This is a genomic window from Martinezella sp. CNPSo 3890, from assembly GCF_057784455.1.
Genome location: NZ_JBXSOR010000012.1, coordinates 19392 through 43691 on the forward strand (window position 1 = coordinate 19392; position 24300 = coordinate 43691).

Annotated in this window: 23 protein-coding genes and 1 tRNA gene; 13 read left to right on the plus strand and 11 right to left on the minus strand. The window is 60.5% G+C overall.

What is annotated here, in order from left to right:
• Positions 1-42 precede the first annotated feature (42 nt).
• The 4 genes from mutT to AC13RC_RS23765 form a co-directional block, all read right to left on the minus strand.
• Positions 43-456 (minus strand): 8-oxo-dGTP diphosphatase MutT, encoded by a 414-nt coding sequence (gene mutT, locus AC13RC_RS23750; protein WP_015341287.1) that lies wholly within the window; start codon positions 454-456, stop codon positions 43-45.
• The gene (locus tag AC13RC_RS23755; protein ID WP_113332344.1) at positions 453-1262 is read right to left on the minus strand and encodes a GNAT family N-acetyltransferase; all 810 of its coding nucleotides are present in this window, start codon (positions 1260-1262) and stop codon (positions 453-455) included. Before AC13RC_RS23755 ends, mutT begins: the two co-directional genes overlap by 4 nt.
• Positions 1243-2484 carry a bifunctional glutamate N-acetyltransferase/amino-acid acetyltransferase ArgJ gene (gene argJ / locus AC13RC_RS23760; protein WP_488558610.1) on the minus strand — a complete coding sequence of 414 codons (1242 nt, stop codon included), beginning with the start codon at positions 2482-2484 and terminating at the stop codon, positions 1243-1245. The genes AC13RC_RS23755 and argJ overlap by 20 nt, the downstream gene beginning before the upstream one ends.
• A gap of 174 nt (positions 2485-2658) precedes the next feature.
• Complete coding sequence (locus tag AC13RC_RS23765; RefSeq protein ID WP_069612949.1) at positions 2659-3582, minus strand: peptidylprolyl isomerase; 924 nt, start codon at positions 3580-3582, stop codon at positions 2659-2661.
• A gap of 246 nt (positions 3583-3828) precedes the next feature.
• Here AC13RC_RS23765 and secA point away from each other — a divergent pair, with 246 nt between their 5' ends.
• Positions 3829-6549 (plus strand): preprotein translocase subunit SecA, encoded by a 2721-nt coding sequence (gene secA, locus AC13RC_RS23770; protein ID WP_113332346.1) that lies wholly within the window; start codon positions 3829-3831, stop codon positions 6547-6549.
• Between the two features lie 127 nt (positions 6550-6676).
• Here the strand turns inward: secA and AC13RC_RS23775 are convergent, their stop codons facing one another.
• On the minus strand, positions 6677-7306 hold the full coding sequence (locus AC13RC_RS23775) for a glutathione S-transferase family protein (protein ID WP_488558611.1): 630 nt from the start codon (positions 7304-7306) through the stop codon (positions 6677-6679).
• A gap of 251 nt (positions 7307-7557) precedes the next feature.
• Here AC13RC_RS23775 and AC13RC_RS23780 point away from each other — a divergent pair, with 251 nt between their 5' ends.
• Both AC13RC_RS23780 and AC13RC_RS23785 read left to right on the plus strand, forming a co-directional pair.
• Positions 7558-8973 carry an oligosaccharide flippase family protein gene (locus AC13RC_RS23780; protein ID WP_488558612.1) on the plus strand — a complete coding sequence of 472 codons (1416 nt, stop codon included), beginning with the start codon at positions 7558-7560 and terminating at the stop codon, positions 8971-8973.
• Positions 8974-8975: 2 nt separating this feature from the next.
• Entirely contained in the window at positions 8976-10247 is a 1272-nt protein-coding gene (locus tag AC13RC_RS23785) for a GNAT family N-acetyltransferase (protein WP_488558613.1), read from the plus strand.
• Here AC13RC_RS23785 and AC13RC_RS23790 read toward each other — a convergent pair.
• Together AC13RC_RS23790 and lepB are read right to left on the minus strand one after the other, a co-directional pair.
• Positions 10234-11874: an AMP-binding protein gene (locus tag AC13RC_RS23790; RefSeq protein WP_488558614.1), complete on the minus strand. Its 1641-nt coding sequence runs from the start codon at positions 11872-11874 to the stop codon at positions 10234-10236. The genes AC13RC_RS23785 and AC13RC_RS23790 overlap by 14 nt on opposite strands.
• A 103-nt stretch (positions 11875-11977) precedes the next feature.
• Positions 11978-12922, minus strand: coding sequence for a signal peptidase I (lepB, locus tag AC13RC_RS23795; RefSeq protein ID WP_488558615.1), 945 nt, complete (start codon positions 12920-12922; stop codon positions 11978-11980).
• A gap of 241 nt (positions 12923-13163) precedes the next feature.
• Here lepB and AC13RC_RS23800 point away from each other — a divergent pair, with 241 nt between their 5' ends.
• Both AC13RC_RS23800 and AC13RC_RS23805 read left to right on the plus strand, forming a co-directional pair.
• Positions 13164-14144 carry an aldo/keto reductase gene (locus AC13RC_RS23800; protein WP_488558616.1) on the plus strand — a complete coding sequence of 327 codons (981 nt, stop codon included), beginning with the start codon at positions 13164-13166 and terminating at the stop codon, positions 14142-14144.
• Between the two features lie 446 nt (positions 14145-14590).
• On the plus strand, positions 14591-15385 hold the full coding sequence (locus AC13RC_RS23805) for a class I SAM-dependent methyltransferase (protein WP_488558617.1): 795 nt from the start codon (positions 14591-14593) through the stop codon (positions 15383-15385).
• Between the two features lie 6 nt (positions 15386-15391).
• Here AC13RC_RS23805 and AC13RC_RS23810 read toward each other — a convergent pair whose 3' ends face one another.
• Positions 15392-15979: a TetR/AcrR family transcriptional regulator gene (locus AC13RC_RS23810; RefSeq protein ID WP_488558618.1), complete on the minus strand. Its 588-nt coding sequence runs from the start codon at positions 15977-15979 to the stop codon at positions 15392-15394.
• A gap of 230 nt (positions 15980-16209) precedes the next feature.
• Between AC13RC_RS23810 and AC13RC_RS23815 the strand changes: the two genes are divergently transcribed.
• The 5 genes from AC13RC_RS23815 to AC13RC_RS23835 all read left to right on the plus strand — a co-directional run bounded on the left by AC13RC_RS23815 (position 16210) and on the right by AC13RC_RS23835 (position 19557).
• Positions 16210-17508 (plus strand): MFS transporter, encoded by a 1299-nt coding sequence (locus tag AC13RC_RS23815; protein ID WP_488558619.1) that lies wholly within the window; start codon positions 16210-16212, stop codon positions 17506-17508.
• A gap of 142 nt (positions 17509-17650) precedes the next feature.
• Positions 17651-17735: transfer RNA gene (locus AC13RC_RS23820), tRNA-Leu, on the plus strand.
• Positions 17736-17927: 192 nt separating this feature from the next.
• The gene (locus AC13RC_RS23825; RefSeq protein WP_197044217.1) at positions 17928-18284 is read left to right on the plus strand and encodes a DUF6693 family protein; all 357 of its coding nucleotides are present in this window, start codon (positions 17928-17930) and stop codon (positions 18282-18284) included.
• A gap of 148 nt (positions 18285-18432) precedes the next feature.
• Entirely contained in the window at positions 18433-19026 is a 594-nt protein-coding gene (locus AC13RC_RS23830) for a YqaA family protein (RefSeq protein ID WP_488558620.1), read from the plus strand.
• An 18-nt stretch (positions 19027-19044) separates the two neighbouring features.
• Complete coding sequence (locus tag AC13RC_RS23835) at positions 19045-19557, plus strand: disulfide bond formation protein B (RefSeq protein WP_488558621.1); 513 nt, start codon at positions 19045-19047, stop codon at positions 19555-19557.
• A 271-nt stretch (positions 19558-19828) separates the two neighbouring features.
• Here AC13RC_RS23835 and AC13RC_RS23840 read toward each other — a convergent pair whose 3' ends face one another.
• Together AC13RC_RS23840 and AC13RC_RS23845 are read right to left on the minus strand one after the other, a co-directional pair.
• Positions 19829-20386: an HNH endonuclease gene (locus AC13RC_RS23840; protein WP_015341304.1), complete on the minus strand. Its 558-nt coding sequence runs from the start codon at positions 20384-20386 to the stop codon at positions 19829-19831.
• 110 nt (positions 20387-20496) lie between these two features.
• Positions 20497-21186: a DNA-3-methyladenine glycosylase family protein gene (locus AC13RC_RS23845; protein WP_183809840.1), complete on the minus strand. Its 690-nt coding sequence runs from the start codon at positions 21184-21186 to the stop codon at positions 20497-20499.
• Between AC13RC_RS23845 and gluQRS the strand changes: the two genes are divergently transcribed.
• Positions 21185-22066, plus strand: a complete 882-nt coding sequence (gluQRS, locus tag AC13RC_RS23850) for a tRNA glutamyl-Q(34) synthetase GluQRS (protein ID WP_488558622.1) — start codon at positions 21185-21187, stop codon at positions 22064-22066. The two genes, AC13RC_RS23845 and gluQRS, sit on opposite strands and share 2 nt — an antisense overlap.
• On the opposite strand, the gene AC13RC_RS23855 is transcribed toward gluQRS, so the two are convergent.
• Positions 22031-22978: a YihY/virulence factor BrkB family protein gene (locus AC13RC_RS23855; RefSeq protein ID WP_113332358.1), complete on the minus strand. Its 948-nt coding sequence runs from the start codon at positions 22976-22978 to the stop codon at positions 22031-22033. The two genes, gluQRS and AC13RC_RS23855, sit on opposite strands and share 36 nt — an antisense overlap.
• Positions 22979-23078: 100 nt before the next feature.
• On the opposite strand from AC13RC_RS23855, the gene AC13RC_RS23860 reads away from it, so the two are divergent.
• Both AC13RC_RS23860 and AC13RC_RS23865 read left to right on the plus strand, forming a co-directional pair.
• A complete protein-coding gene (locus AC13RC_RS23860) occupies positions 23079-23912 on the plus strand; it encodes an SDR family oxidoreductase (RefSeq protein WP_488558623.1) in 834 nt (277 codons plus the stop codon).
• A gap of 121 nt (positions 23913-24033) precedes the next feature.
• The gene (locus tag AC13RC_RS23865; RefSeq protein WP_015341309.1) at positions 24034-24237 is read left to right on the plus strand and encodes a twin transmembrane helix small protein; all 204 of its coding nucleotides are present in this window, start codon (positions 24034-24036) and stop codon (positions 24235-24237) included.
• Positions 24238-24300 lie beyond the last annotated feature (63 nt).

Genomic DNA, 24300 nt, shown 5'->3' on the forward strand with positions numbered 1-24300 from the left:
ACCGCCCGATACCGGCGCTGCCTCAGCCCTTGCCGTAAAAAGCTAAAGCAGATCCTGCAGGAACGGGATCAGCGGCTCATCGGCCGGCGGCATCGGATAGTCGCGCAGGGCCTGCGGTCGCACCCATTTGATCGCCTGCCCTTCCCGGCCATGCGGGATTCCTTCGTAACGCCGGCAGATATAAAGCGGCATCAGCAGATGGAAGGTTTCGTAAGTATGGCTGGCGAAGGTCAGCGGCGCGAGACAGGCGATTTTCGTCTGGATGCCAAGCTCTTCCTGAAGCTCGCGCACCAAGGTCTCCTCCGGCGTCTCGCCAGCCTCAACCTTGCCGCCGGGAAACTCCCAGAGGCCGGCGAGCGATTTTCCCTCGGGGCGCTGCGCCAGAAGGATACGGCCGTCAGCGTCGATGAGCGCGCAGGCGGCCACGAGAACGATCTTTCGGCCAGCCTCGCTCATGCTTTCTCCGGCGGTCGCCAATAGCAATAACGATAGGCTTCGCGGAAACCGAAACGAACGTAGAGCGCCAAAGCCGGAGCATTGTCGGCGCTGACCTGCAGCCAGGCGGTCTTGGCACTGCGCATCCGGGCCCAGCGAAGCGCCGAAGTCAGGATCTCGGCTCCGAGGCCCTTGCGCCGATGCTGCGGCGAGACCGCAACCGACATGACGCCGGCAAGATCGTTGTCCTGCACGCAGAGCGTTGTCGCCACCGGTCCGGCATCATCATTTTCGATGACAAAGAGGCCCGATGGCGGTTTGATGCCGCTCACCACCTCAGCCAATGCCGGCTTCAAGGCAGGGTCCGCCTCATCGACGATGAGGCTCGCATCGACAAAGCGGCCGACATCGTGGCTCGGCAGATGATCCAGCATGTCAGGCAATTCGAGATCGACGAGATTGGCGGTCATGACGATCGTCTCGTCGAAACACGTCCAGCCGCGCTCCCGTAGGAGATCGATGAGCTTCGGCGAGGCGAGCGGCGTCTCGCGCACCACCATCGGCCTGCCATAGGCTTCGAACTTGCGCTGCGCCTTTGCCAGCCGGATTTCGAGATCGCGATGATCGGAGGGATCGAGCGGCACGACAGAATTCAGCCGCTTCGACGGATGACCCGCCGTTAGCCGGATTTGCCAGCTGCCATCATATTGCACCGACGAGGCAGGCCAGGCCCGGAAGCCGACGGCTTCCAGCCTGCGCACCAGGGGCAGCTTGTTTATCGTGGACTGCGCATGCATCAGCGAGGTATCAGCTCCGGTAGTCGCCATTGATGGCAACATATTCCTTGGTGAGGTCGCAGGTCCAGACCGTTGCGCGGCCATTGCCGAGGCCAAGATCGACCTTCACGGGAATATCCTGCTGCTTCATGACATTAGAGGCGGCTTCTTCCGAATAGGAAGCGTCACGCTCACCGTTGACTGCGACGCGGACATCGCCGAACCAGATGGCAAGCTTATCGCGATCCGCCATTTCACCGGCTTTGCCGACGGCCATGACGACGCGGCCCCAATTGGCGTCTTCGCCGGCGGCGGCGGTCTTGACCAGCGGTGAATTGGCGATCGAAAGGGCGATGCGCTTGGCAGCCGCGTCGTTTTCGGCACCCGTCACCGTAATTTCGAGCATCTTGGTCGCGCCTTCGCCGTCACGAACGACCTGGAGGGCAAGATCCTTCAAGAGCTCATTAAGTGCCGCCCGGAAACCGGCAAGCTTCGGGTCGTCGGCGCGGTCGATATGCGCCTGCCCATCAGCTGCCGCAGCGCCGGTGGCAAACAGCATCAACGTGTCCGAGGTCGACGTGTCGCTGTCGACGGTCATCGAATTGAAGGTCGGCCCGACGCCTTCGGACAGCAGCGTCTGCAGAACGGTGGAGGAAATATCGGCATCGGTGACGACGAAGGAGAGCATCGTCGCCATGTCGGGTGCGATCATGCCGGCGCCCTTGGCAATACCGTTGATCGTGACCTTGACGCCGCCGATCTCGGCGGTGCGGGTCGCGACCTTCGGATAGGTATCCGTGGTCATGATCGCCTTGGCGGCCTCGAACCAGAAGTCACTTGTCGCATCCTTCGCCATCGTATCGAGCACACCGGCGAACTTGCTGGCGTCAAGCGGCTCACCGATGACACCGGTGGAGGCGAGATAAACTTCGTTTTCACCGCAACCGACGGCAGCCGCCGCGGACTTGGCGGTCAGTTCCGTCGCCTGGCGTCCCTTGAGGCCGGTGAAGGCATTGGCATTGCCGGAATTGACGACGACGGCGCGCGCGCTGCCGTGCGCCAGGTTCTTCCGGCAGAAATCGACCGGAGCCGAAGGGCACTTCGAGCGGGTGAAGACGCCCGCTACGGCGGCGGGCTTGTCGAAGACCATCAGCAGGACGTCGGTCCGGTTCTTGTACTTGATGCCGGCGGAGGCCGTGGTCATGCGCACGCCGCGAAGGGCGGGCATGGATACAAAGGTTTTGGGAGCGAGCGGAGAAACGGAACCGGACATGAGACCCACCTGGACGAGCATGATGCCGAAAAGTGTAGGCGGTTTTCGGATTACATCATGCTCTGCTTTTTAATTCTGGAGCGGATTCAGATTTTAGGTCGTATCGACCTAAAATCATCCGGCTCCAGTGAAGGGCCCGGAAAATCCGGGCCCTGATTGTTTGACTGCTGTCAATTACTGCTGCGGCTGAGCGTCGGGCGCTGCCGCACCGTCGGCAGGCGCAACTGCATCGTCGGCCGGTGCTGCATCCTGCTGCTTCTGCGCGTCGTCATAAGCCTTGCTGAGCGCCGGGTCGTTGATGACGACCTTGGTATCCTGCTTGGCCTTGTTCAGGAGTTCAAGATACTTGTCGCGCATGACGAGCTGACGAACCTGGTCCTTGACCTGGTCGAACGGCGGAGGAGGAGCATTGCGCTTGTCTTCAACCTTGATGATGTGCCAGCCGAAATCGGTCTTAACCGGGGTCTTCGTGTAAGTTCCCACCGGAAGCGCGAAAGCCGCGTCCTCGAATTCCTTGACCATGCGGCCATGGCCGAAATAGCCGAGATCGCCGCCGTCAGCCTTGTTCGGGTCGGTCGACTTTTCCTTGGCAAGTGCGGCGAAATCCTTGCCGGCATCGAGTTCCTTGATGATCGCCTTGGCTTCATCCTCGGTCTTCACAAGAATGTGGCGGGCATGAACCTCTTCCTGCTTCGGCAGGGCTGCGACTTCCTTGTCGTAACGAGCCTTGACTTCATCATCCTTGATGGCGTCGGCGACGTGAGCCTTGAAATAGGCATTGTGCAGCTCGCGGTCGCGCAGATAGGCCATGTGAGCCTGGAAGTCCGGCGTCTGATCGAGCTTCTCGGCAGCGGCCTTCTGCGACAAAAGCTTCACATCGACCGAAGCCGAGAGTGCTGCGACCTTCTTCTGGTCATCCGGAAGCTGGCCGAGCTGCGGATCGAGGTTGGCGATTGCCAGATCGAGTTCGGATTGATGGATTTCGACATCGCCGACCTTGGCGACAACGGGGTCCTTGGCATCGGCCGCGAAGACCGGAGCCTGGAAGGTAACGATTGTTGCGAAAGCAACCGCAGCAAGCTTGTTATACTTCAACATAAAATAACCCTTCGGTGATCTCGACCGGCTCGACAGATGTGAATCCGGCGTGAAAAAGCCTTCAGCAGGAGAATGTGGCCTTTCTGTATCGGCCAAATCCCGTTGACATCAATCGACCCCCCTCTTATCTGTCACGCAACCTCGCGTCCAGAACAGTTTCCGGCCGTTTTGTGCTATACTCCCGTTTTTTTCGGGAATGGATCAAGCAGGAAACGGCAGGATGAAATCTCAGAAAGGACCAGTCACATGGTCAGCCTAGGTGGAATTGCCCGCAAGTTGTTCGGCTCGTCCAACGACCGTCGGGTTAAATCGTTCCAGCCGAAAGTAGCCGCAATCAACGCGCTCGAGCCGGAGATGCGTGCGCTGTCCGATGAAGCTCTGGCCGCCAAGACGGTTGAGTTCCGCCAGCAGCTCGCGGACGGCAAGACGCTGGACGATATCCTCGTGCCGGCCTTCGCGGTCGCTCGTGAAGCGTCGCGCCGTGTTCTTGGCATGCGACCCTTTGACGTGCAGCTCATCGGCGGCATGATCCTTCATTCCAATGCCATCGCTGAGATGAAGACCGGTGAAGGTAAAACTCTGGTTGCCACCCTCCCGGTCTATCTGAACGCGCTGGCCGGCAAGGGCGTCCATGTCGTTACCGTCAACGATTACCTGGCGCAGCGCGACAGCGGCACCATGGGCCGCCTGTACAGCTTCCTCGGCCTGACGACGGGCGTCATCGTCCACGGCCTGTCGGATGAACAGCGCCATGACGCCTATGCCTGCGACATCACCTACGCCACCAACAACGAGCTCGGCTTCGACTATCTGCGCGACAATATGAAATATGAGCGCGCTCAGATGGTTCAGCGCGGCCATAGCTTCGCGATCGTCGACGAAGTGGACTCGATCCTGGTCGACGAAGCGCGCACGCCGCTGATCATCTCCGGTCCGCTCGACGACCGCTCCGATCTCTATATCACCATCGACGCCTTCATTCCCCGCCTGGCAAAGGAAGACTATGAAATCGATGAAAAGCAGCGCTCGGCCAACTTCTCCGAAGAAGGCACCGAGAAGCTGGAAAACATGCTGCGCGAAGCCGGCCTCTTGAAGGGTGAATCGCTCTACGACGTCGAGAATGTCGCGATCGTCCACCACATCAACAACGCGCTCAAGGCGCACAAGCTGTTCCAGCGCGACAAGGACTATATCGTCCGCAACGGTGAAGTCGTCATCATCGACGAATTCACCGGCCGCATGATGCCGGGCCGCCGTTATTCGGACGGCCAGCATCAGGCGCTGGAAGCCAAGGAACATGTGCAGATCCAGCCGGAAAACCAGACGCTGGCGCAGATCACCTTCCAGAACTACTTCCGCATGTACGAAAAGCTCGCCGGCATGACCGGTACGGCATCGACGGAAGCAGAGGAATTCGGCAACATTTACGGTCTCGACGTGATCGAAGTGCCGACCAATCTGCCGATCCAGCGTATCGACGAGGACGACGAGGTCTATCGCACGCACGCCGAGAAGTATAACGCCATCATCAATGAGATCCTCGACGCCCACAAACGCGGCCAGCCGGTGCTGGTCGGCACGACGTCGATTGAGAAGTCCGAACTTCTCGCCGATCTCATGCGCAAGCGCGGCTTCTCCAATTTCCAGGTTCTGAACGCGCGCTACCACGAGCAGGAAGCCTACATCGTCGCCCAGGCCGGCGTTCCGGGCGCAGTGACGATCGCCACCAACATGGCCGGCCGCGGCACCGACATCCAACTCGGCGGCAACCTCGAAATGCGGGTCGAGCGCGACCTGCACGAAATGGAACCCGGTCCGGAGCGCGACGCGGCCATTGCCCGCATTGCCGAAGAGATCAAGGAACTCAAGCAGAAATCGATCGCTGCCGGCGGCCTCTACGTCATCGCCTCCGAGCGCCATGAAAGCCGCCGTATCGACAACCAGCTGCGTGGCCGTTCCGGCCGCCAGGGCGACCCGGGCCGCTCGAAATTCTACCTGTCGCTCCAGGACGACCTGATGCGCATCTTCGGTTCCGACCGCATGGACGGCATGCTGCAGAAGCTCGGCCTCAAGGAAGGCGAAGCGATCGTCCATCCTTGGATCAACAAGGCGGTGGAACGCGCCCAGAAGAAGGTCGAGGCTCGCAACTTCGATATCCGCAAGAACGTTCTGAAGTACGACGACGTATTGAACGATCAGCGCAAGGTCATCTTCGACCAGCGTGTCGAGCTGATGGAATCCAAGGACCTCTCCGAATTCGTCGGCGACATGCGCCACGACGTCATCGAAGATCTCGTCGCCAGACATATTCCAGAGCGCGCCTATGCCGAACAGTGGGATGCCGACGGCCTGAAGACGGCTGTAGCCAACTTCTTCGATCTCGACCTGCCCATTCATGACTGGGTCAAGGAAGAAGGCATCGGCGAAGACGACATCCGTGCACGCCTGACGGAAGCGGCTGAAAAGGCTGCGGCCGAAAAGGCTGAACGCTTCGGCCCTGAGATCATGACCTATGTTGAGCGCTCCATCGTGCTGCAGACGCTGGACAATCTCTGGCGCGAGCACATCGTCAACCTCGATCATCTGCGCTCGGTCATCGGCTTCCGCGGCTACGCCCAGCGCGATCCGCTGCAGGAATACAAGGCCGAAGCTTTCGAGCTGTTCCAGGCACTGTTGAACAATCTGCGCCAGGCCGTGACCGCGCAGCTTTCGCGCGTCGAGCTGGTACAGCAGCCGGCCGAGCCGGAGACGCCGCCGATGCAGGCCCGTCATATCGACGCGACAACGGGCGAAGACGAATTCTCACCATTCACGCTTGCAAGTGAGAGCGCTGTGGCACCGGAAAATCGCGATCCGCGCAACCCGGCGACCTGGGGCCGCGTCGGCCGCAACGAGGCCTGCCCCTGCGGCTCCGGCAAGAAGTACAAGCACTGCCACGGCGCCTTCGAAAGCAGCGAAGTGGTCTGAGCCTCGCAAACCGACAGCAATGAGCAAAAATGCCGCCTTCGGGCGGCATTTTTGTTTGCAACGATCAGGGACTACAACAATTCGCCGATAGGCGCCCCCGACAACCATTTCAGCACGCCCACCGCGTTCAGACAGCGGAATGCGGATCCTCATTGTAGAGATGCACCGGGTAGCCCGGTCCAATGACGTCAAGCACCCGATCGAACCAGGCCCTAAGCGCGGGGTAGTCGGCAAGATCCAAGCCGCAATCCGCCGCCCTATGGGCATAGGCGTAAACCGCGATATCCGCGATCGAGAACTCCTTACCAACGAGGAACGGCGTGTTCTTCAACCCGCGCTCGAGCGCTGCAAGCGTACGAAGGCTGCCCGCGCGCTTGGCCTCCGCCAAAACGGCATTGAACTCGAGCCGTCCCGTGAGCGTCCAGAAGCGCAGCGTACCGATGACCGGTTCGACATGATACTGCTCGAAAAACAGCCATTGCATGACCTTGGCATGTCGATAGCGATCCGCCGGAAGAAACCGCGTGCCTTCAGCAACATAGGTGAGAATAGCGTTCGATTCCGCAATCGTTCGCCCATCCTCCAGTTCGAGAACGGGGATGCCCCCCGCCGGATTGAGATCGAAAAAGGCGTCCGTGCGCCCCTCCCCCTCGAAAATGGACACCAGGTGGGTCTGATAGGGAATATCGAGCAATCCGAACAGAACCCTGGCCTTCCACCCATTCTGCGACGGCAAATAATCGTGAAGTGTGAGCATGAAATCCTCCTCCGATAGACTCTGAATTCTACATGCCGACCAAACCTCCGCCACCCGTTTCCTGCGACGGCTCTCCGAGTGGAGCGGGCATGAACTCCTCGCAGCCAACGGTTGCTTCTGCACTCACCCGACAGACAACCGACCGCATGCATAACCCCTGACATTTAACTATCGAAAGAACCGATTCTTAACTCTCCTCTGCCAAGACTAACGCGAGTTTGGGATCATACTTAAAGTATTGCGTATCGATCATGGCGGTCTTTCAAACAGCGGAAAGAATGTTACCGTCCGCATTGCGGGCCGCGCTATCGCCGTATCTGCGCAAAGTCGCCGCTATGCTTACCAGCCGGGACGAAAAGGCAGTTTCACAGCGCATGGCGCTGATCGCCTTCACGATCCGCGTTGCAGGCGCCGCCCTCGCCTTTCTCTCGCAGATCATCCTGGCCCGCCTGATGGGGCGGTTCGAATACGGCATTTTCGTCTTCGTCTGGGTGCTGATGATCCTGTTCGGCAATCTCGCCTGCCTCGGCTTCCCGACCGCCATCATCCGCTTCCTGCCCCAATACGATGCCAACGGCAATCATGATGCCATTCGCGGCTTGAACGCCACGGCACGCCTGTTCGTGGTCGCCGTTTCCGGCAGTCTGGCACTGATCGGCGCGCTGCTGCTCTTTGCCTTCCGCGGCATGGTCGAACATTATTACGTCATGCCGGTTTTCCTCGGTCTGATTGCCGTGCCGATGATCGCGCTTGGAGACGTCCTGGACGGTACGGCCCGCGCCAAACACTGGCCGATCATGGCTCTCAGCCCGACCTTCCTCATTCGCCCGACGTTGATCTTGCTCTTCATGGTGACCGCCATCCTCGCCGGCGCGCCACGCGATGCCGTTACCGCCATGGCGGCGGCGCTTTCTGGCGCCTTCACCAGCGTCCTGCTGCAATATCTTGCGGTGACGCTCCGTCTGCGCCGCCATTATCCAAGCGGCCCGAAAACGACTGAATTCAGCGCTTGGACAGCCGTCGCCCTGCCGATTTTCCTGGTCGAAGGCGTGGGCTACCTGCTCACCAATTCGGACGTCATCGTCGTCGGCATTTTCCTCGATCCGGATGAAGTCGCCGTCTATTTCGCGGCGGCAAAAACGATGGCCCTGGTGCTCTTCGTCTCCTTCGCCGTCAGGGCAGCCATCGGGCCGCGTTTTGCCGCCATCCTGGCTGAGGGCGATCGCGGCAAGCTCGCAGCCTTCGCGACCGAAGCGACGCGCTGGTCCTTCTTTCCGGCACTTGCCCTTGGCCTCGTGGTGCTGGCTGCAGGGCAACTCCTGCTTTCACTGTTCGGCGCGGCCTTCACCGAGGGCCAGATCGTGATGGCGATCCTGCTTGCCGGCATTCTTGCAAGAGCGCTCGTCGGCCCTGCTGAAGTGCTCCTGACCATGGCGGACAAGCAGATGCTTTGCGTCTATCTCTATGCTGTGGCGCTCATTGCCAATGTCGGCCTGAACGTTGCGCTCATCCCGCATCTCGGCATCGAAGGAGCGGCGATTGCCGGAGCGGTCGCCATGGCGATCGAAGCCCTGCTCCTACACATCGCCGTGCGCCGTGCGCTCGGCATCACCCTATTCGCCCTTATCCGGCGTCCTGCAGCGCCATCGGCAACGAGGGCCCTCTGATCATGGCACGTCCACCCTATACCGAAACCATCGACAGCCAAGTGAATGCCCTGACGCATACGCTCGCAGCGCTGCATTTCGAAGCGCCGAAGGCCGAGGCTCGCGTCGAGGTCGGCCGGGCCGGCCGCGAATTCTGCCTCTATCCCGGCAAGCTCGGCTACGAGCTGCAGGATGAGCTGGACTTCCTGTCCAACCGTGCCATGGAGCCGAACGTCTTCTTCTCCGGCCGCTTCCTTGCGCCCGCCATGCCCCGCCTTGAGGATCGGCAGGTGCGGCTGGCACTGATGCGCGACAACAGCAGCACGCGCAGCCGCATCCGTCTGCTGATGCCCTTCACGGTCGACAAACCGGGCTTTGCAATAGGGCCGTCCATTATCCGGGTCTGGTCGAACTCGTTTGGCCCACTCGGCACACCCTTGCTCGACGCCGAGGATGCCGGCGAAACGCTCGACAACCTCCTCGAAGCGCTCTCCCGGCCGGAACTGCATCTGCCGAGCACGCTCGTATTGCCGGATGTTCGTCTCAACGGTCATTTCGTCCAGATGGCCAAGGTCATCGCCATCGGCCGGAACCTGCCGATCGCCGTCGCCAACCCATTCCAGCGTCCGATGCTCCAGAGCAATGACGACGCGCTTACCTATCTCAAGCGGACGATTTCCAACGCGCATTTGCGGGAAATGCGCCGGCAGTGGCGGCTGCTGGAAAGCCTGGGCGAAGTCACCTACAGCGTCGCGCGCCAGCCCCGCGATATTCATGGGCGCATGGAAGAATTCCTGGCGCTGGAAGCAAACGGCTGGAAGGGCAAGAAGCGCTCGGCGCTGGTCACCGATCGTCACCATGCCGCCTTCGCCCGCGAGGCGATTTCCAACCTCGCAGCCATCGACGCGGTGCGCATCCACACCATCGATCTCGACGGCAAGGCTATCGCCTCGATGATCGTACTCATTATGGGCGGTGAGGCCTATACCTGGAAAACTGCCTATGACGAGGCCTATGCCCGCTTTTCGCCGGGCAAGCTGCTGATGGGCGAGCTGACGGAATGGCATCTGGACGATGCCAACGTCGTCCGCTCCGATTCCTGCGCCGTGCCGGATCATCCGATCATGAGCCGCTTCTGGCACGAACGCGAGGAGATGGGCACGCTCATCATCGGCCTGACGCCGAACGGCGACCGCGACGTCCGCCAGGTGACCACGCAACTGCACATGTATCGCAGTACCCGCAACATGGCGAAGCTGCTGCGCGAAAAGATCCTGTCGCTTACGAAGCGCTGACCTCGGCGATCGCCCGCTCGCGCAGCAGGCGGCGGATCACCTTGCCCGAGGTCGTCAGCGGCAGAGCGTCGACGAATTCTATCTCGCGCGGATATTCATGCATGGAAAGCCGCGTCTTCACCCATTCTCGGATTTCGGCCGCCAGTTTGTCACTCGGCCCACGACCGGGCACGAGGACAACATAGGCCTTGACGATTTCCGTTCTGACTGCGTCCGGCTTGCCGACGGCCGCAGCAAGCTGCACAGCCGGATGGCCGCCGAGGCAATCCTCGATCTCGCTCGGCCCGATGCGATAGCCCGACGAGGTGATGACATCGTCGTCGCGGCCGACGAAGGAAATATAGCCATCTGCATCCTGCCGGCCGATATCGCCCGTCAGCAGCCAGTCATTGGCAAATTTTGCCTCCGTCGCCGCCTTGTTCTGCCAGTAGCCGAGGAACATCACCGGATCGGGCCGCCTGATCGCGATCTGCCCCGTCTCGCCCACGGGAACCTCATGGCCATCAGCATCGACGATCGCGACACGATGGCCGGGGGCAGGCTTGCCCGTCGCCCCGCCGCGGCTGACGCCGAAGGCCTCGCTGGAGGAGAGCACGAAATTGCACTCCGTCTGGCCGAAGAATTCGTTGACGCTGACACCAAGCGCGGACCGCGCCCATTCGAAGGTTTCGCGGCCGAGCGCCTCGCCTGCAGACCCTATCGTGCGCAGCTTCAGATCAAAATGCGCCCGCGGATTGTCGACGGCCTTCAGCAAACGCAGCGCCGTTGGCGGAATGAAGGCATTGCGCACCTCCATCTCAGCCATGATGCGGAAGGCCATGTGCGGATCGAATTTCTGCGCCGGAGAGGAAACGACGGGGACGCCGAGCATCAGGCTCGGCAGCAGCGCATTCAGGAGACCGCCGGCCCAGGCCCAGTCCGATGGCGTCCAGAGCCGATCGCCGGCCTTGGGAAAGCCTTCATGGGCGAACTGCATGCCCGGAATATGACCCGGCAGCACGCGATGGCCATGCAGCGCGCCCTTAGGCGGCCCGGTCGTGCCCGAGGTGAAGATCATCAATGCCGGATCATCCGGGCCGATATCGGCGACCGCAAACAAAGGCGGATGGGCGGCCACCAGATCGGCAAAGCCCGAAACGCCCTCCTCGGCGCCATCGATGCTGATCACCTGCGCCAGTTCCGGCAATCGGTCTCGGATTGGACGCAACCGCTCGAGACCGAACCGGTTGGTGACGATGGCCGATGCCCCGGCTGCCCTCAGCCGGTATTCCAGCGCCTCGGCGCCGAACAGCAAGGCCAGCGGCAATGCGATCGCGCCCATCTTGTAGATCGCCACATGCGCCACGACCGTCTCAAAACTCTGCGGCAGCAGCAGCGCCACCCGATCTCCCGCCCGCACCCCGAGCGCGACAAGCGCATTGGCGAAAGAGGCGGAGCGATCGCGCAACTCACCATAAGTCATGGAAAAGTGATTACCGTTGGGATTGAAATGCTGAAGGCAGATCCGGTCGGGCTCGCATTCGGCCCAGGCATCGCAAACAGCATGCCCCATGTTGAATTTCGCCGGAATCTCCCAACGAAAGTCGCGATAGAGGGCTTCATAAGTATCACGCGGGGGCAATTTCATGCGCAGTTCCAGAAAATGGTGCGGTGCAGCTAACACCTGTCGCCTCTGGGGTTCAAGGAAACATTTGAGATTGCCGATATCCACCCTGCCCGGTCGCCGTCATCTAGCGCACAAAGGACCATCCTTCTCCGGAGCGAAATACCAGCCAAAACTTGCCATAGATATTCGCCTCAGGCACGAAACCGATATCGAAGCGGCTATCGTTGGAGTTGTCGCGATTGTCACCCAGGACAAAATAAGAGCCTGCAGGCACTGAGTACTCGCTCGTATTGTCTCCTCGCGAGTTTGGCGATTGATCCAAAGTCCGATAGTGAACCCCATTGTCCAATACTTCGCCGAAAACGGGGAATTCGCCACGGTCCAAACTATAATTCGACACGATGGTCCCCTCGGCATCGCGCGGCACCGCCTGTCCATTGATAAAAACAATTCCGCCCTTCATCTGGACGCGGTCACCGGGCAATCCGATGATACGCTTAGCGTAGTCCACATTCGGTGTGGCCGGAGGCGCTAGGATGACGACATCCCCTCGCTGCGGCTTAGGCCCGAACAATTTCGGCGGCAGCCAATCAGGTCTAAACGGGAAGGAGTAACGACCATAGCCATAATTGAACTTCGTCACGAAAGCATAGCTGCCCGGCATAAGTGTCGGCATCATAGAACCGGACGGAATCGAAAACGGTTGGACAATGAATGTGCGAATGAAGAATGCGACGGCAATGGGCAAAAGCCAAAAAACCAGCGCTATATTGTACCAACGCGCGAACCATCGATGTTGCCAGACAGCGTCCACCCCCCGCGCCAGCCAATAGCCGTGAACACAACCGATCAAATTGAAAGGAACGGCTACCAAACCAGCAGCCGCAGCCAACGCGAGTTGAGGCATCGCAAGAATAACCATAAAGCCGACAAGATTGGTAACCAACAGATAGGCTATCGCCATCCGCCCTCGCCCAAGATAGGCCGTAACGATGGCAGGCCCCAAAAGCAGGCCGATGACAGCAGCAGCGAGTGGACGGCGGTCTCGGAAGAAGCGGAAAAAACGCATTGAAAGCCTCAAATTGATGAGGCGCCATAGTTACACAACCCATAACTGCATTTGAATTGTCAAGATATGACAATCCCCAAGCTAGGTCCGCTTCGATCCTCGGCAGCTTTCGAGCAATCTCGAATTATTGAGCTATCGGCAAAGCCCCCTGATAGTCTCCGCATGATACAATATCATTTACCTTCCAAGCGAGGCGAATGACCTTGCCACTGAGCTACCCATAACAGGACGGAGAATAGCGATGGAATACGTAAAGCTTGGCCGCACCGGCCTTGAAGTCTCACGCATCTGCCTGGGTTGCATGACTTATGGCGATCCCAACAAGGGCACGCACGCCTGGTCATTGAAAGAAGAAGACAGCCGTCCGCTGCTGCGTCAGGCGATCGAAGCCGGCATCAACTTCCTCGATACGGCCAATACCTATTCCAACGGCTCGTCGGAAGAGATCGTCGGCCGTGCCATCAAGGATTTCGCCCGCCGCGACGATATCGTGCTCGCCACCAAAGTCTTCAATCGCATGCGCCCCGGCCCGAACGGCGCCGGTCTGTCCCGCAAGGCGATCTTCGACGAGATCGACAACAGCCTTCGCCGTCTCGGCACCGACTATGTCGATCTCTACCAGATCCACCGCTGGGATTATACGACGCCGATCGAAGAAACGCTGGAAGCGCTGCATGATGTCGTCAAGGCCGGTAAGGCCCGCTATATCGGCGCGTCCTCCATGTATGCCTGGCAGTTCGCCAAGGCGATCTACACCTCGCGCCTCAACGGCTGGACGGAATTCGTCAGCATGCAGGACCACCTGAACCTGCTCTACCGCGAAGAAGAGCGCGAGATGCTGCCTTTCTGCGAAGACCAGAAGATCGCCGTCATCCCCTGGAGCCCACTTGCTCGCGGTCGCCTCACCCGCGATTGGGACGAAGCGACGGCCCGCACGGAGTCCGACGAATTCGGCAAGACGCTCTACACCCAGGCACTCGAAGCCGACCGTAAGATCGTCGATGCCGTCGGCGCGGTCGCCAAGGCACGCGGCATCCCGCGCGCGCAGGTCGCAACCGCCTGGATCCTGCAGAAGAGCGCCGTCACCGCCCCGATCATCGGCGCCTCCAAGCCCGGCCACATCACCGATGCCGTCGCCTCCCTGGAGGTCAAATTGACGCCAGAGGAAATCGAAGCACTGGAATCACCCTATGTCCCGCATGGGGTTGCTGGGTTCAAGTGAACCGGGATTTTGGAGCTGCCCAGGTTGGGCTGGTGATATTGCGGCTGGCTGCCTGGCCCCTCACCCCAGCCCTCTCCCCGCGCGCGCAGGGGTATCGCATATGGTGCGGATGAGCATCCTAAGCTCCTTCTCCCCTTGGGGAGAAGGTGGCCCGAAGGGTCGGATGAGGGGGCTGTCGATTTGAATTCATGGATTTTCGTGCGTTTGGCAGGCACCCCCTCATCCGCCTGACGGCACCTTCTCCCAAAGGGGAGAAGGGGACGCGGCAACAACTTCGAGTCATATGCGATTGCCCTCCTCGCGCGTGGGGAGAGGGTTAGGTGACGGGCATTCACATCTTCTGAAGCCGATTGGCCACGCAACAAATCGCGCAAAAGTGACTTCACGAACAGGTCATAGTTGGGGCTTAACAGATCGAGGTTCCTTCCCCCAGAGGATAATATCCAATGATCACAGTTCCCTTCGAAGCGCGGCGATTTCAATCGACCGCGGCCTATTACCTGCGCTATCGCATCCCCTATCCGGACAGGCTGATCGAGCGCGTCGCCGAGCGCAGCGGCCTCAAGCCCGGCGATCATGTGCTCGATCTCGGCTGCGGCCCCGGCCAGCTCGGCATCGCCTTCGCGCGGCTGCAGGGTACCGCCGTCACCGCCATGGATCCGGAACCGGAAATGCTCGCCGAAGCCGCGCTGGGTGCGAAGACAGCCGGCGTCGACATCAACATCCGGCAAGGCTCCTCCTACGATCTCGGCCCCGATATCGGCAGGCTGCACCTCTGCGTCATGGGTCGCTCCTTCCACTGGATGGACAGGCCGGCAACGCTTGAGGCGCTCGATAAGCTGATCGAGCCCGGCGGCGCCGTCGTCCTCTTCCACGATAAAGGCATTCTGGCGGAGCCGAACTGGCGCGGCATTCTCGAGCCGCTGATGGAAACCTATTCGCCCGAGCGCAGCGCGGAGCGGCAGATGCGCCGGAGCAAGGAATGGGCGCCGCATGAAGCCATGCTGCTTGCCTCACCCTTCCGCAATCTGGAACGGATCGGCATCGTCTCGGAATATACCAGGGATATCGAAGAGATCGTCGGCCGCATCTTCTCGATGTCGTCGACCTCGCCGCAGGCGCTGGGCGACAAGGCGGCCGATTTCGAAGCCGCACTTCGCGCGGAACTGCTGGCGGCCGCACCCGATGGCAAATTCAGGGAGGTCGTCGAGGCGAACGGGCTGCTCGCCTTCCGCGACTAGGCAAGCTCAGCCGTTGCTTTCACCCGGCGGCGGCGACAGCTCCTGCCGGGTCGCCGACAGGAATTCCTGCGACAATTCGGGATTGTCCATGGCGCGGGCCAGGATGACGGCGCCGACCATGGCCGAAAGGCTGGCAAAGGCCTTGCGCCGGCGCTCCTCCGGCGTTTCGCCGGGAACGATCTCTTCCAGCACCTCGACCAGCCCCATCAGCCCGCCGGTGAAGGTGGACTGCATCTCGGGGCCATGGCGGCTGACCTCCTGCGTCAGGGCCGCAAAGACGCAGCCTGTCGCGTGCTCGACGACATTGCGATGTGAGAGATAATGGGCAAGCAGCGCTTCCAGCGGCCGGTCGGGTGAGCTTGCCGCTACCTGCTTCCAGCGCTCCAGCGAGCGGGCCACCAGCGCCTTGCTCGCCTCGCAGGCAAGCTCGTCCTTCGAATCGAAATGGCCATAGAAGCCGCCATGCGTCAGCCCCGCCGCCTTCATGATCTCAGCGACGCCGATGCCGTCGAAACCCTTTTCGCGAAAGAGCTCACCCGCCACGGCAAGGATCTTCTCGCGATTCTCGGCGAATTTCTCCCGGCTCACTCTCATCAAAAAACTCCATCAGAGCATCAAGAAAACTGTATTGACAATTTATATGATGGCCATCATCAATACGCAACAAATATGATAACAATCATGTAAATGCCTTTGCACAAACGTTCAAGCCGGGAGAACGGCGGAGCGCTAGACGTGGTACGGTACCCCCAACTGTCCGCGATCCGGCGTTTTCGCAGGTCCGGCCCGACGGCACGATACACAATCTAATTGGAACGCAGCTCATGGTTTCCACTGCCCTTGCCTCGACGCTCGCCCGGCGCAACATCCATTACGGATGGGTCGTCGTCGCCGCCACCTTTCTCACCATGCTGGTCACGGCCGGCGCCATGGGCGCGCCCGGCGTGCTCATCAAGCCGCTGGAGGACGAATTCGGCTGGAGCACCTCCTCCATCTCGTCCGCGCTTGCCGTCCGCCTCGTGCTGTTCGGCCTCATGGGGCCTTTCGCCGCCGCCTTCATGAACCATTTCGGCGTTCGCAAGGTCATCGTCTTCGCGCTGGGCACGATCGGCGTCGGCTTCATCGGCTCGCTCTATATGACGCAGGTCTGGCAGCTGCTTTTGTGCTGGGGCATCATCATCGGCTTCGGCACCGGCCTCACCGCCATGGTGCTCGCCGCGACCGTCTCGACCCGCTGGTTCACCAAGCATCGCGGTCTCGTCATCGGCATGCTCTCGGCAAGCTCTGCCACCGGCCAGCTGGTCTTCCTGCCGCTGATGGCGGAGCTGACGACGCGCTATGGCTGGCGCGCGACGGTGATCTTCGTCTGCGGCATGATCGTCGTTGCCGCCCTCGTCGTGCTGCTCCTGATGCGCGACCGCCCCTCGGACGTCAACCTGCCGCTGGTCGGCGAGATCCACATCACCCCGCCGCCGGCCGCCACCAAGGACCTGAAGGCAGCCCTCGCCTCGCCGATCGCCATTCTGCGGGAGGTTTCCACGACCTCGACCTTCTGGATCCTCTTTGCCACCTTCTTCATCTGCGGCCTGTCGACCAACGGGCTGATCCAGACGCATTTCGTCACCCTCTGCGGCGATTTCGGCATTGTGCCTGTCGCCGCCGCCAGCGTGCTTGCCGTCATGGGCATCTTCGATTTCTTCGGCACGATCGGCTCCGGCTGGCTCTCCGACCGTTTCGACAATCGCTGGCTGCTCTTCTGGTATTACGGCCTGCGCGGCCTGTCGCTGGTCTACCTGCCCTTTAGCGATTTTACCTTCTACGGCCTGTCGATCTTCGCCGTCTTCTACGGCCTCGACTGGATCGCCACCGTGCCGCCGACCGTCAAGATCGCCGCCGACCGCTTCGGCCGCGAAAAAGCCGGCCTCGTCTTCGGCTGGGTCTTCGCCGGCCACCAGCTGGGTGCAGCCACCGCCGCCTATGGCGCCGGCCTCACCCGCACGGAGCTCAACACCTACCTGCCTGCCTTCTTCGTCGCCGGCGCCTTCTGCCTGCTCGCCGCCATCCTGGCGATCACGCTGCAAAAGTCCGGCTCCACCGCCAAGAGCCCGGCCATGGCTCACTGAGCCCCAAGCAACGAAAAGCCCATGGCGTCCACCAACGCCATGGGCCAAACCGCAACCCTACGGAAACACTTGCAATATCTGCCGACCCGGCTTGCGCGCCCCGCCGATCACATGCTAGACAGCCGCCTCGTCATGATCCGTTGCCCCATTGGCGGAATTGGTAGACGCGCTCGACTCAAAATCGAGTTTCGAAAGAAGTGCTGGTTCGACTCCGGCATGGGGCACCATCAAAATCTATGACAATTGTTTTTCATACATTAATCAATGTTTTCTCTTGATTGCTACTTTTGCGCGATCATTAATAATGATACATCCTATTCGAATTGTTCTTTGAGCAAAAATGAAACCTCAGCGGCAGCAACGTCCTGTGCTGCTGACTTTCCAAAGTATTTGTCATCGTAAAATTTAAAGGCGAAAAATTGTCCGAGATTTCTACCACTTCCACCCGTATCGGCCGACTCAAATGCTCATTCAGCATCGTCGAATCAATCGGCAGCGTCGTTCTCTGGATCATATTGACGATCGTCACGCTCGGCCTCGCGCTGATCGTCTTTCCCTATTACCTCAACCGAGCCGTGTTGAACAAAACCGAGCTGCTGGATGGCTCCGGTCGCCCCATCGGCCGACTTAACTGCACTTTCAATGTCGGTCACTCGATAGGACATGTGATTCTCTGGGTCCTTCTGATTATCGTGACCCTTGGCCTTGCCAGCTTTCTCTATGCCTATCGTGTGCTCCGCGTCGTCCTAAACGAAACGCGAGTTGAATATTACTGAGAAGGTCTGGTGACGGCTTCGACGTCGCCGCCTTAGCCCCCCACCATCACGAAAAATTTTGCCTTTCCGCCACTTCCGTCAGTCACTGACCATTTACAGCCATAATCCTGCCCCCTAAAGGTTTGCAACGCAGCAAAAAGGGGGCCTTATGCTTCGTAGACTGTACGACTGGACCATGTCGCTCGCCGGCCGCAAATCGGCGGAAATCTGGTTGGCCGTTATTGCCTTCGTCGAGAGCTCCATCTTTCTCGTGCCGGCGGACGTGCTTTTCCTGCCGATGTCGCTGGCGAAGCCCGAGCGCGCCTGGCGTTATGCGCTGACGGCGACGGTTGCCTCCGTGCTTGGCGGCATTGCCGGCTGGGCGCTCGGCTATTATGCCTTCGAGACCATCGCCAAGCCGATCCTCGAATTCTACGGCAAGCTCGACGCCTTCAACCAGATGAGCGCCGGCATCACCTATGAATGGGTGCTCCTGCTGCTGGTCACATCGGGCCTGGCGCATCTGCCGCCGATCAAGGTGGTGACTATCCTCTCCGGCGTCGCCCATATCAATCTCGGCCTGTTCATCATCTCCGCCATCGTCGCGCGCGGTGGGCGCTTCTTCCTCCTGGCCTTCCTGCTTCGCCGCTATGGTGAATCCATCCGCCACTTCATCGAAAAGCGCCTGGGCCAGATCACCATGGCCGTCGCCGCCGCTCTCATCGCCCTCTATGCCGTCTTCCATTTTGCCCTGGCGAGCTGACCAAGGAGCCCTCAACTGATGTCCATGACTTCGCCTTCCCCCCGCGCCGGCCTCGGCTATGGCCTATTGCTGACGATCGGCATGATCGTCGTCATCGGCTCGGCGCTCGGCTTCCAGTACATTGGCGGCTATATCCCCTGTGCGCTCTGCCTCGATCAGCGCCAGCCCTATTATTACGGCATCCCCGTCGCCATCATCGCCGTGCTGACGGCGGTTGCCGGTCTGCCCTCCTGGATCACCCGCGGGCTGCTGATCATCGCCGGCCTGATGATGGTTGTCGGCGGCGGCATCGGCGTCTATCACGCCGGCGTCGAATGGCACTTCTGGGAAGGCCCGACCACCTGCTCGACTACAGCAAGCAGTGTCACGCAGAATGCCGGCGACCTGCTCGGCCAGCTGAATACCATCAAGGGGCCGTCCTGCACGGAAGCAGCCCTTCGTGTCGCCGGCCTTTCGATGGCCGGCTGGAATGTGATCGCCAGCGTGATCCTGGCTGCGATTGCTTTTGTGGGTGCGAAGAAGGCTGCGTGAATCATTGGGCGAGTAGCCGTGATCTCTCGCATGTCGCGGCTCTGATACCCCCCACTGTCACTTCGTGACATCTCCCCCACAAGGGGGGAGATTGGTGGGAGTGTGTCGCACCTGCAAAGCAAAGTAAGCTCAACGACAGCAGATACGATGTCGATTTAGGTCGGGAAGGTACCGCAAATTACCGATCTCCCCCCTTGTGGGGGAGATGTCCCGAAAGGGACAGAGGGGGGTGCCGCACTCACCTCAAACTCGGACCTAAAGAAGCACGTCCTTACGGCTGCAGTTCCGAATCCCAGTAGAGATAGTCGAGCCAGCTGTCGTGCAGATAGTTCGGCGGGAAGAGGCGGCCGTTATTGTGCAGGTCCTGCACGGTCGGCTGGTATGGCTTCTGCGCCGGGAACATGCCGGCCTGCTTCGGCAGCTTGCTGCCCTTGCGCAGGTTGCACGGCGAACAGGCGGCCACGACGTTCTCCCAGGTCGTCTCGCCGCCGTGGGCGCGCGGGATGACGTGGTCGAAGGTCAGGTCGTCATGGGAGCCGCAATACTGGCATTCGAACTTGTCGCGCAGGAAGACGTTGAAGCGGGTGAAGGCGGGATTGCGGGACGGCTGCACATATGTCTTCAGGCATACGACGCTCGGCAGCCGCATCGAGAAACTCGGTGAGGACACGCACTGATCGTATTCTGCGATGATGTTCACACGGTCAAGGAAAACCGCCTTGATCGCGTCCTGCCAGGACCAGAGCGACAAGGGATAGTAACTCAGCGGTCTGTAGTCAGCGTTCAGCACGAGCGCCGGCAAGGACTGCGGGGAGACTGCAATCGTCAAGGAACCCTCCTGATCGATTCGGCATCTGCACCTGTATATTAGGCCGGTTGTTACAGGATTGTGAAGTCCAATAAATTCAGTGCATAAAGGCGATTTCGGGACATAGCCGATTAAACGATCGGCAGCGCATCCCGGCGCGTTTTCACGGCATAATAAGCCCAGAAAAGCCGGGCCGCGACCGAGCGCCAGGGCGCCCAAACCGCGGCTTCCCGGGTGATTTCCTTGGCCAAGGGCCTGACTTCATGGCCGAAAGCCATGCCGACGGCCGCCTGAAGCGCGACATCGCCGGCCGGAAACACATCTGCGTGACCGCCGCAGAACATCAGGTAGACCTCGGCCGTCCAGGGCCCGATTCCCTTGATGGAGGTCAGCTCGGCGAGCGCCTTGTCAGGTGATTCGGCACTGAGCGCATGGAGATCGAGGCTGCCACCGGCAACGGCTTCGGCCACGCGCGCCAATGTCTCGTGCTTGATTCGCGACAGGCCGAAGGTCCGCCAAGCCTCCGGCGCCAGTGCTACATAGCCTTCAGCAGTCACCTGCCCCATGCCGGCGATCATTTTCCCCCAGATCGCGTCGGCACTGGCGCGGGAAACGACCTGCGACACGATGATATGGGCAAGCCCTTCGAAGCCCGGTTCGCGCAGCCGCAGCGGCAGCGCGCCGGCCTCTGCGGCAACGGGCCGCAGGCGCGGATCGATCTCCAGCAGCGCGGCCAGTCCCTGTTCGATATCGCGCTCGTTGCGAATGATCTGCATGACGCCTCGTGGTCCCCGGTTCAAATTCGTGGCAGAAGAAAGCATGATCGAGATTCCCCGTCAAAAGCCGAAGTTCCGTTTTGCCCCGAGCCCGAACGGCCCGCTGCATCTTGGCCATGCGCTGTCGGCGATCCTCAATCACGACATGGCGGCAAAGGCAGGCGGCGATTTCCTGCTGCGCATCGAAGACATAGATCAGGCGCGCTGCACACCCGATTTCGAAAAAGGCATCTATACCGATCTCTCCTGGCTCGGCCTCAGCTGGCAGCAGCCGGTGCGCCGGCAGTCCGAGCATTTTCCGGCCTATCAGACAGCGTTGCAGACGCTTGTCGAGCGCGGCCTCGTCTATCCCGCATTCCTGACGCGCGGCGAGGTCAAATCGCGCGTCGCCGCTTTCGAGGGGAGTGGCAAATCCTGGCCACGCGACCCTGACGGCACGCCGCTCTATCCGCCCGATGACCGCGAGCGCAGCGATGCCGAGCGGCGGCGCCTGCTTGCTTCGGGCATGAAACACGCCTGGCGTCTCGATATGAAAAGGGCGCTGGCGGCAGCCGACGAACCATTGTACTGGCGGGAAAGCGGCGATGGCGAGACGGGCACTATTCCGGCCGATCCCGCCGCCTGGGGCGATGTCGTGCTGTCGCGTTCCGATGCGCCCTCGAGCTATCATCTTTCTGTTGTCGTCGACGACGCCGTGCAGGGCATCACCCATGTCGTGCGCGGTCTCGATCTCTTCCACGCCACCTCGATCCATCGCCTGCTGCAGACGCTGCTCGGTCTGCCGGAGCCGCTCTATCACCACCACCGCCTCGTCCTCGGAGAGGATGGAAAAAAGCTCTCCAAGAGCATGAGCGATACCGGCATTGCCGAGTGGCGCCGGCGGGGCCTTTCACCGGCGGAGCTTCGCCGCCGCATCGGCCTCTGATGCGTCCCTTGGCTCCGTCGATGCCTTTTCCGTCGGCACCTCAGCCGGGCGGCTTGCCGCCTTGCCGAACAGCAGGCGGCGCACGCGGAATTTCATCAGCGCCGCATTGATCTCCGCCCCCATGATGAAGATCACGGCCAGCATATAGAGGAAGATCAGCACGATCATCACCGATGCCAGGCCGGCATAGGTGGCGGTGTAATTGGCGAAGGTGGAGAGATAATAGGCGAAGAGCACCGCGCCGATCGACCAGAAGACCAGCGTCAGTATCACGCCGGGAATGACGTCGAACAACCGCCTGCGTCCGGCGGCCAGCCAAAGATGCAGTATCAGCAGGCCGGCCAGGAGCAGAAAAATCGTGCCGTAGATCCGCCAGCTGAAGACGATGTCGAGGATATCGGCAAGCTTCGGCAGCCATTGCCTGGTGTAATTGAGGGCGAGCGGCACCGCGACAAGCAGAATGCTGAGGATGGCAAAGATCAGCACGGCAATGAGCACGTAACCGAGGCTGGCGAGGCGATTGAAATACCACGGCCGGGTTTCGGGCACGCGATAGGCGCGGTTCAGCGATATGCGCAGCGCCTCGACGCCGTTCGAGGCGAAATAGGCGGCCGCAAGCACAGAGATCGTCAAAAGGCCGCCGCGCGGAATGGTCAGCACCTGCACCACCTGATCTGCAAGCGGCTTGGCGATCGCCTCCGGCCAGGTGTCGAAGATCAGATGTACCGCCGTCGACGAGAACTGGCTGGCGCCGAGAAAGCTTGCGAGCGCCGTGCCGAAGATCAGGAAAGGGAAAACCGCGAGCAGCGTCGACAGCGCCACATGACTGGCCATGGCGAACCCGTCATCCTCGACGAAATGGAACACTGCGTCGTATATCACCTTGTAAGTCGTCCGCAGGGCTGTCGGCATCCCATCTCCGCTTGACGTCGGCGCTCACCTGCCGGTTGTCGATTGTATCGGGTTCCTGAATATGGGAAACGAGTCCCGGTTTGTACAGGAATCATCTTCCATGACGGAACAACGCACGATCCTCGTCACTGGTTGCTCCTCCGGCATCGGCGCTTATTGCGCGCGAGCGTTGCGCGGCGATGGATGGCGCGTCTTTGCAACCGTGCGCAAGGAAGACGATCTCGCCTCGCTCGAAGCCGACGGCATCGAAGCGCTGCTCCTCGACTACACAAAGCCCGAGACCATTTCCGCCACCGTAGCGACAGTGCGCGAGCGCGCGGGCGACCGCATCGACGCCCTCTTCAACAATGGCGCCTACGGGCAGCCGGGCGCCGTGGAGGATCTGACGACCGATGTGCTGCGCGAACAGTTCGAAACCAATTTCTTCGGCTGGCACGAGCTGACGCGCCAGATCCTGCCGGTGATGCGAAAGCAGGGGCATGGCCGCATCGTCAACTGCTCCTCCATTCTCGGACTGGTTCCCTACCGTTTCCGCGGCGCCTACACGGCCTCGAAATTTGCACTCGAAGGGCTGACGATGACGCTCAGAATGGAGCTGCAGAATAGCGGCATCCATGTGAGCCTCATCGAGCCCGGCCCGATCGCGACGCGTTTTACGGCCAATGCGCTCGCCAAGATCAACGAGCATATCGACCTCGAAGGCTCGCCCCATGCGGTGGAATATCGCAGGCAGCTGAAACGGCTTGATGGATCAGGTTCGATCAATAAACATAAATTGGGTCCGGAAGCAGTCTATGATGTGCTAAAATCGGCTTTGAACGTGAGAAACCCGCGCCCGCATTATCTGGTAACGACACCCGCCAAGCAGGGCGCCTTCTTGAAAAGGCTATTGCCGGCTAACCTTTTCTATCGTCTGATGCGCCGGCTGGACTAGAGCAATCCCACGAAAGGCGCGAAGCGTGTTTTCCGCTTGGGATTGCTTGAAATGATGACCTTGAGTGACTTGAAGCTTCAACGGAGCGCTGAGCCACTCTGAAGACAAGGGTGGAGGAGCCATGTCTACCGTTACCTATGTTGCCGCCATCATTGTCATGGGACTTGTCGCGATCGTTCTCATTCGCGGCCTGCTGAACATGATGAAAGGTGACAACCCGAACCTTTCGAACCGGCTGATGCAGCTGCGCGTGCTGCTGCAGGCAGTCGCAGTGATCCTGATCATGCTGACGCTCTGGCTGACGGGCGGCGGCCGCCCGGCCTAAAGCAATTCCAGGAAAAGTGCGAAGCGGTTTTCCGACCGGAATTGCTTAAAATAAAGGGTTAGG

Coding starts and splice junctions, on each gene's coding strand:
- mutT (WP_015341287.1), bottom strand. CDS start 456: ATGAGCGAGGCTGGCCGAAAGATCGTTCTCGTGGCCGCCTGCGCGCTC.
- AC13RC_RS23755 (WP_113332344.1), bottom strand. CDS start 1,262: ATGGCGACTACCGGAGCTGATACCTCGCTGATGCATGCGCAGTCCACG.
- argJ (WP_488558610.1), bottom strand. CDS start 2,484: ATGTCCGGTTCCGTTTCTCCGCTCGCTCCCAAAACCTTTGTATCCATG.
- AC13RC_RS23765 (WP_069612949.1), bottom strand. CDS start 3,582: ATGTTGAAGTATAACAAGCTTGCTGCGGTTGCTTTCGCAACAATCGTT.
- secA (WP_113332346.1), top strand. CDS start 3,829: ATGGTCAGCCTAGGTGGAATTGCCCGCAAGTTGTTCGGCTCGTCCAAC.
- AC13RC_RS23775 (WP_488558611.1), bottom strand. CDS start 7,306: ATGCTCACACTTCACGATTATTTGCCGTCGCAGAATGGGTGGAAGGCC.
- AC13RC_RS23780 (WP_488558612.1), top strand. CDS start 7,558: ATGGCGGTCTTTCAAACAGCGGAAAGAATGTTACCGTCCGCATTGCGG.
- AC13RC_RS23785 (WP_488558613.1), top strand. CDS start 8,976: ATGGCACGTCCACCCTATACCGAAACCATCGACAGCCAAGTGAATGCC.
- AC13RC_RS23790 (WP_488558614.1), bottom strand. CDS start 11,874: ATGAAATTGCCCCCGCGTGATACTTATGAAGCCCTCTATCGCGACTTT.
- lepB (WP_488558615.1), bottom strand. CDS start 12,922: ATGCGTTTTTTCCGCTTCTTCCGAGACCGCCGTCCACTCGCTGCTGCT.
- AC13RC_RS23800 (WP_488558616.1), top strand. CDS start 13,164: ATGGAATACGTAAAGCTTGGCCGCACCGGCCTTGAAGTCTCACGCATC.
- AC13RC_RS23805 (WP_488558617.1), top strand. CDS start 14,591: ATGATCACAGTTCCCTTCGAAGCGCGGCGATTTCAATCGACCGCGGCC.
- AC13RC_RS23810 (WP_488558618.1), bottom strand. CDS start 15,979: ATGAGAGTGAGCCGGGAGAAATTCGCCGAGAATCGCGAGAAGATCCTT.
- AC13RC_RS23815 (WP_488558619.1), top strand. CDS start 16,210: ATGGTTTCCACTGCCCTTGCCTCGACGCTCGCCCGGCGCAACATCCAT.
- AC13RC_RS23830 (WP_488558620.1), top strand. CDS start 18,433: ATGCTTCGTAGACTGTACGACTGGACCATGTCGCTCGCCGGCCGCAAA.
- AC13RC_RS23835 (WP_488558621.1), top strand. CDS start 19,045: ATGTCCATGACTTCGCCTTCCCCCCGCGCCGGCCTCGGCTATGGCCTA.
- gluQRS (WP_488558622.1), top strand. CDS start 21,185: ATGATCGAGATTCCCCGTCAAAAGCCGAAGTTCCGTTTTGCCCCGAGC.
- AC13RC_RS23845 (WP_183809840.1), bottom strand. CDS start 21,186: ATGCTTTCTTCTGCCACGAATTTGAACCGGGGACCACGAGGCGTCATG.
- AC13RC_RS23855 (WP_113332358.1), bottom strand. CDS start 22,978: ATGCCGACAGCCCTGCGGACGACTTACAAGGTGATATACGACGCAGTG.
- AC13RC_RS23860 (WP_488558623.1), top strand. CDS start 23,079: ATGACGGAACAACGCACGATCCTCGTCACTGGTTGCTCCTCCGGCATC.
- AC13RC_RS23865 (WP_015341309.1), top strand. CDS start 24,034: ATGTCTACCGTTACCTATGTTGCCGCCATCATTGTCATGGGACTTGTC.